This is a genomic window from Pseudomonas sp. CGJS7, assembly GCF_036961695.1.
Map to the genome: position 1 here is coordinate 1 of NZ_JBAMDI010000265.1, position 4,038 is coordinate 4,038.

The 4,038-nt window shown below is 68.2% G+C and carries 5 protein-coding genes; 3 read left to right on the plus strand and 2 right to left on the minus strand.

Annotated features, from left to right (window positions below; translation table 11 throughout):
* Both V7787_RS52380 and V7787_RS52385 read left to right on the plus strand, forming a co-directional pair.
* Positions 1–885, plus strand: an 885-nt coding sequence (locus tag V7787_RS52380) for an XdhC family protein (protein WP_336095390.1), incomplete at its 5' end; no start/stop codon positions are given.
* A gap of 3 nt (positions 886–888) precedes the next feature.
* Positions 889–1,518, plus strand: a complete 630-nt coding sequence (locus V7787_RS52385; RefSeq protein WP_336095391.1) for a nucleotidyltransferase family protein — start codon at positions 889–891, stop codon at positions 1,516–1,518.
* Positions 1,519–1,993: 475 nt separating this feature from the next.
* Here the strand turns inward: V7787_RS52385 and V7787_RS52390 are convergent, their stop codons facing one another.
* Together V7787_RS52390 and V7787_RS52395 are read right to left on the minus strand one after the other, a co-directional pair.
* Positions 1,994–2,209, minus strand: a complete 216-nt coding sequence (locus V7787_RS52390; RefSeq protein ID WP_336095392.1) for a hypothetical protein — start codon at positions 2,207–2,209, stop codon at positions 1,994–1,996.
* Positions 2,210–2,506: 297 nt separating this feature from the next.
* The gene (locus tag V7787_RS52395; protein ID WP_336095393.1) at positions 2,507–3,442 is read right to left on the minus strand and encodes a LysR family transcriptional regulator; all 936 of its coding nucleotides are present in this window, start codon (positions 3,440–3,442) and stop codon (positions 2,507–2,509) included.
* A gap of 101 nt (positions 3,443–3,543) precedes the next feature.
* Here V7787_RS52395 and V7787_RS52400 point away from each other — a divergent pair, with 101 nt between their 5' ends.
* A complete protein-coding gene (locus tag V7787_RS52400; protein ID WP_336095394.1) occupies positions 3,544–3,990 on the plus strand; it encodes a carboxymuconolactone decarboxylase family protein in 447 nt (148 codons plus the stop codon).
* Positions 3,991–4,038: the final 48 nt, after the last annotated feature.

The window sequence follows — 4,038 nt, forward strand, 5'->3', positions numbered from 1 at the left end:
GATACCGAAGGCTCGACCTATGTGCGGCCCGGCGCGCTGGCCTTGTTCGGCGCGCGCAGCGGCCAGGTCGGCTGGCTCAGCGGCGGCTGCATCGAACCGGACATCGAATTGCGCGCGGCCGAAGCGGCCAGTTCGCAGGGCATCGAGTGGATGGACATCGACACCCGCAGCGACGAAGACCTGTTCGCCGGCTCCGCGGTCGGCTGCCGCGGCCGCTTGCGTCTGGCCTTGTTGCCGCTGGCGGCGCTGCGCGACTGGCCGACGCTGACCGACGAATGGCTGCGCGGCCACGGCGATCTGCGCCTGAACGTGCGCAGCGGCGGCGCGGTCTCGGCCGCGGTCGGCGACGAACGCCTGCGCTGGACCTTGCCGGTCAATCCCTCGCCGTGGCCGGCCGGCGAGTGGACCTTGGAGATCGCCGCGCCGCCGTCGGTGCTGGTGTTCGGCGGCGGCCCGGAAACGCCGACCTTGCTGCCGCTGTTGCGCACCCTGGGCTGGATGACCACCCTGGTCGAACGCCGGCCGCGCTGGGCCGGACTGGGCGCGCTGGCCGATCACGCCCACGCGCGCAGCCCGGCGCAGGCGCTGGCGACCGCGCGCTCGCACGACGCGGCGTTGGTGATGCACCACCATTTCGAACTCGACCGCGAAGCGCTGGAGCATCTGGCCGAAAGCGTCGCCGGCCAGGACATCGGCTTCGTCGGTCTGCTCGGGCCGACCCGCCGGCGCGAGGATCTGTTCCGGGTGTTGCCGGCCGCGGCGTTGTCCTCGTTGCAGCCGCGCCTGCATTCGCCGATCGGTCTGCCGCTGGGCGGCGAAGGTCCGGAAGCGATCGCGCTCAGCGTCGCCGCCGAGTTGCAGCAGCATCTGCGCGGCAGGCGCTGAGCGATGGGCCACGCCGCGGTGGTGCTCGCCGCCGGCGCCAGCCGCCGGCTCGGTCGGCCCAAGCAGTTGCTGACTATCGACGGCGAAAGCCTGCTGCGTCGTGCCGCGCGATTGGCGCTGAGCAGCGGCGCGGCGCGTGTATTGGTCGTGCTCGGTGCGGACGGCGAGCGTTTGCGCGCGGAGTTGTCCGGGCTGGCGGTGGAGGTTGTGGTCAATCCCGATTGGCAGCAGGGCCTGTCCAGCAGCTTGCGCGCGGCGGCCGATGCGTTGGCTGGCGATGCGTTGGCTGGCGATGGGTTTGGCGGATCGGTGTTGGTGCTCGGGTGCGATCAACCTGCGTTGCGGAGCGAGCATCTGCTGGACTTGGTGGCCGGCGCGGCGACCGTCTCCGGCGCTTGCGCGGCGACGGTTCATTCGCAGGCTCTCGGCGTTCCGGCTTTGATCGCCGCGGATTTATGGCGCGAAGCTACCGCGTTGCATGGCGATCGCGGCTTCGGCGCGGCGTTGGCGCGGCAGCCCGAGGGTGCGGTGTGGCGGCTGGTGGCGCCTGAGTTGGAGCTGGATCTGGATACGCCGGGCGATGTGGAGGTGGCGGTGGCGCGTGGGTGGATCGATGCGGTGGGGGTTGCCTAACGCGAGGAATGCGCTTGACGCCTGGTTTCACCGTCATTCCGCGAAAGCCGGGCTCCATTCCACTGTCATTGCGGCTAAGGCCGAAACCTCGCAGCCGTCATTCCGGCTTTCGCCGAAACCTCCCTACCGTCATTCCGGCGAAAGCCGGAATCCATTTTGATCTTGCTGTTGCTCGGAACCGCAGACGGCAACAACCACAGCAAAGTCAAAATGGATTCCGGCTTTCGCCGGAATGACGGTGTCGGGGGCCAGGTGGGTTCCGGCTTTCGCCGGAATGACGGTGCGGAAGGACTTGTCGCAGAGTGCAATCCGGCTGTAGCGGGAATGACGGCGGGGAGTTTTGGCGTGGGCGGTGGTAGGAGCAAAGCGCCGATTTGCCGGGTTTCTACTGGGGCGCTTGCGTGCACCTCTGCGGTTGGCCCGCGCCGCCCGGCCAGACTCCTGTCAGCCGGGCGGCGCAAACCGCACGCCGGCCCTAGGGAACCAGCGTGCCAAACACGGGCTGCGAATTGGCATCGTAAATAAGCAGCCACAGCCCCTTGGGAGCGTGCGCGGCGTATTTGCGGGCCTGCGGCAGCACGGACTTCAGCGCCGCTTCGGCACTGCGGTACTCCTGCGCGATCTCTGCAATCGCCACAGCCAGCGCGCGGTCGTCGCTGCCATCACGCTGCTTCAGTTCGACGCGAAACATGGGTCATCCTTGTAATGGTTCTGCCGGCCCGGTCAGGGGGATGTCCGCGTCTGCGGACGTGACTCGGTAGTGCCGTCGGAGCGATTAAAAGATGCTTGTTGCGTGAACAGGAAACCGTCGCCGGAGTGCTCTTAAGCGTGTAGGAATTTTCCTAATCTGATGTGCCCAGCGTCACAGGTTTCAAAAGTAACTGTGGACTTGTCATGCCATTTGTTCATGGGGACCTGCTTCACGGTTGCAATATTCCGCGCCCGCTAGCGGCTCGCAACTAACTTGCCGGCACTGCGACCCAACCGGCTACCCGGACTGGCCGGGTACGGATGCTCCGTCCAGCCTCGACTGCAAGGCCGCAAAGCCCTCGCGCAAGGCGTCGGCGAACACCCGCACCCGCTCGGTCCGGCGCAGGTCCGGATGGCTCAACAGCCACAAGTCCGAAGCCGCCGCGGGCTGCGGCGGGCCGACCCGGACCAGCTGGCGCTCGGCGTCGCCCAGATAGCACGGCAGCATCGTCAGCCCCATGCCCTCGACCGCGGCATCGCGCAGGGCCAGCAGGCTGTTGGCCCGCAACACCGCGCCGCGGTCGTACTGCTTGCGGCGCAGCCAATGGGCCATGGCGATATCGCCCAGGCTGCCGTCGGGGATCAGCCAATCCATCCCGGCCAGATCGTCCGCGCCGGCGCCGCGCGGCAGCCGCAGCGAGCGCGGGCGGTAAACCGCGGCGGCCAGGCGCGCTACCCGGCGTCCGATCAAGCTGTCCGGCGGCGGTTTGCTGCCCGGGCGCAGGGCCAGATCGGCCTCGCGCCGGCCGAGATCGTGCAGCGCGTTGTCGGTGACCACCTCCAGCACGATGCCCGGGTGGTCGCGGCGGAACTTCGCCAGCAACGGCACCAGCAAGCCCTGCAGCAACGGTTCGACCGTGGTCAGCCGGACCTTGCCGGTCGGGCGCGCGTCCAGGCCGGCCAGACGGCGCTCGGTCGCGCCGATCCGCGCTTCGATCTCGGCCGCCACCGCGATCACTTCCTCGCCGGTCGGGGTCGGCGCGTAACCCTCGCGCGCGCGTTCGAACAGGCGCGCGCCGAGCGCGCGCTCGATCGCGTTGATCCGGCGGAACACCGTGGGGTGGCTCACCGCCAGGCGCTTGGCCGCGCCGTTGAGCGAGCCGGCGCGGCCCACCGCGAGGATGAAGCGGTAGTCGTCCCAGGACAGGCCGGGCGGATGGGTCGCGTTGTTCATTTGTGCAAACTCGGCTTGCGCCCGTGGCGGAATGTATTTCAGGTATGAACATCCTAACCTGAGCTTATCGCGTCGTCCGACGCCTCTTCGAGCCAGCCCCCATGTCCACCCGTCTGGATTACAACAAAGTCGATCCGCAAGGCGCGCGCGCCCTCGCCGGCCTCAGCGCTTATGTCGAAAAGAGCGGCCTGGAGCGCTCGCTGATCGATCTGATCAACGTGCGCGTTTCGCAAATCAACGGCTGCGCTTACTGCATCCGCCTGCATACCGAGGAAGCGGTGGAGCGCGGCGAAACCCATCGCCGCCTGCATCTGTTGCGGGTCTGGCAGGAAGGTCCGTTCAGCGCGCGCGAACGCGCCGCGTTGGGCTGGGCCGAGGCGATCACCCTGGTCGACCGGGCGCCGGTGTCGGATGAGATCTACGCCGAGGTGCGCGAGCATTTCAGCGACCACGATCTGGTCGCGCTGAGCTATGCCGCGATCGCGATGAATGCCTGGAATCGCCTCGGCATCGCGTTCCGCAAGCCCGATCCGGCGTTGGCGGCGTAGGCGTTACTACCTGTAGGAGCGGCGCGAGCCGCGACCGCGAATACACAA

Bases quoted from the DNA above. Each gene is read 5' to 3' on its own strand.
- V7787_RS52385 (WP_336095391.1), top strand. From the start codon at position 889: ATGGGCCACGCCGCGGTGGTGCTCGCCGCCGGCGCCAGCCGCCGGCTC.
- V7787_RS52390 (WP_336095392.1), bottom strand. From the start codon at position 2,209: ATGTTTCGCGTCGAACTGAAGCAGCGTGATGGCAGCGACGACCGCGCG.
- V7787_RS52400 (WP_336095394.1), top strand. From the start codon at position 3,544: ATGTCCACCCGTCTGGATTACAACAAAGTCGATCCGCAAGGCGCGCGC.
- V7787_RS52395 (WP_336095393.1), bottom strand. From the start codon at position 3,442: ATGAACAACGCGACCCATCCGCCCGGCCTGTCCTGGGACGACTACCGC.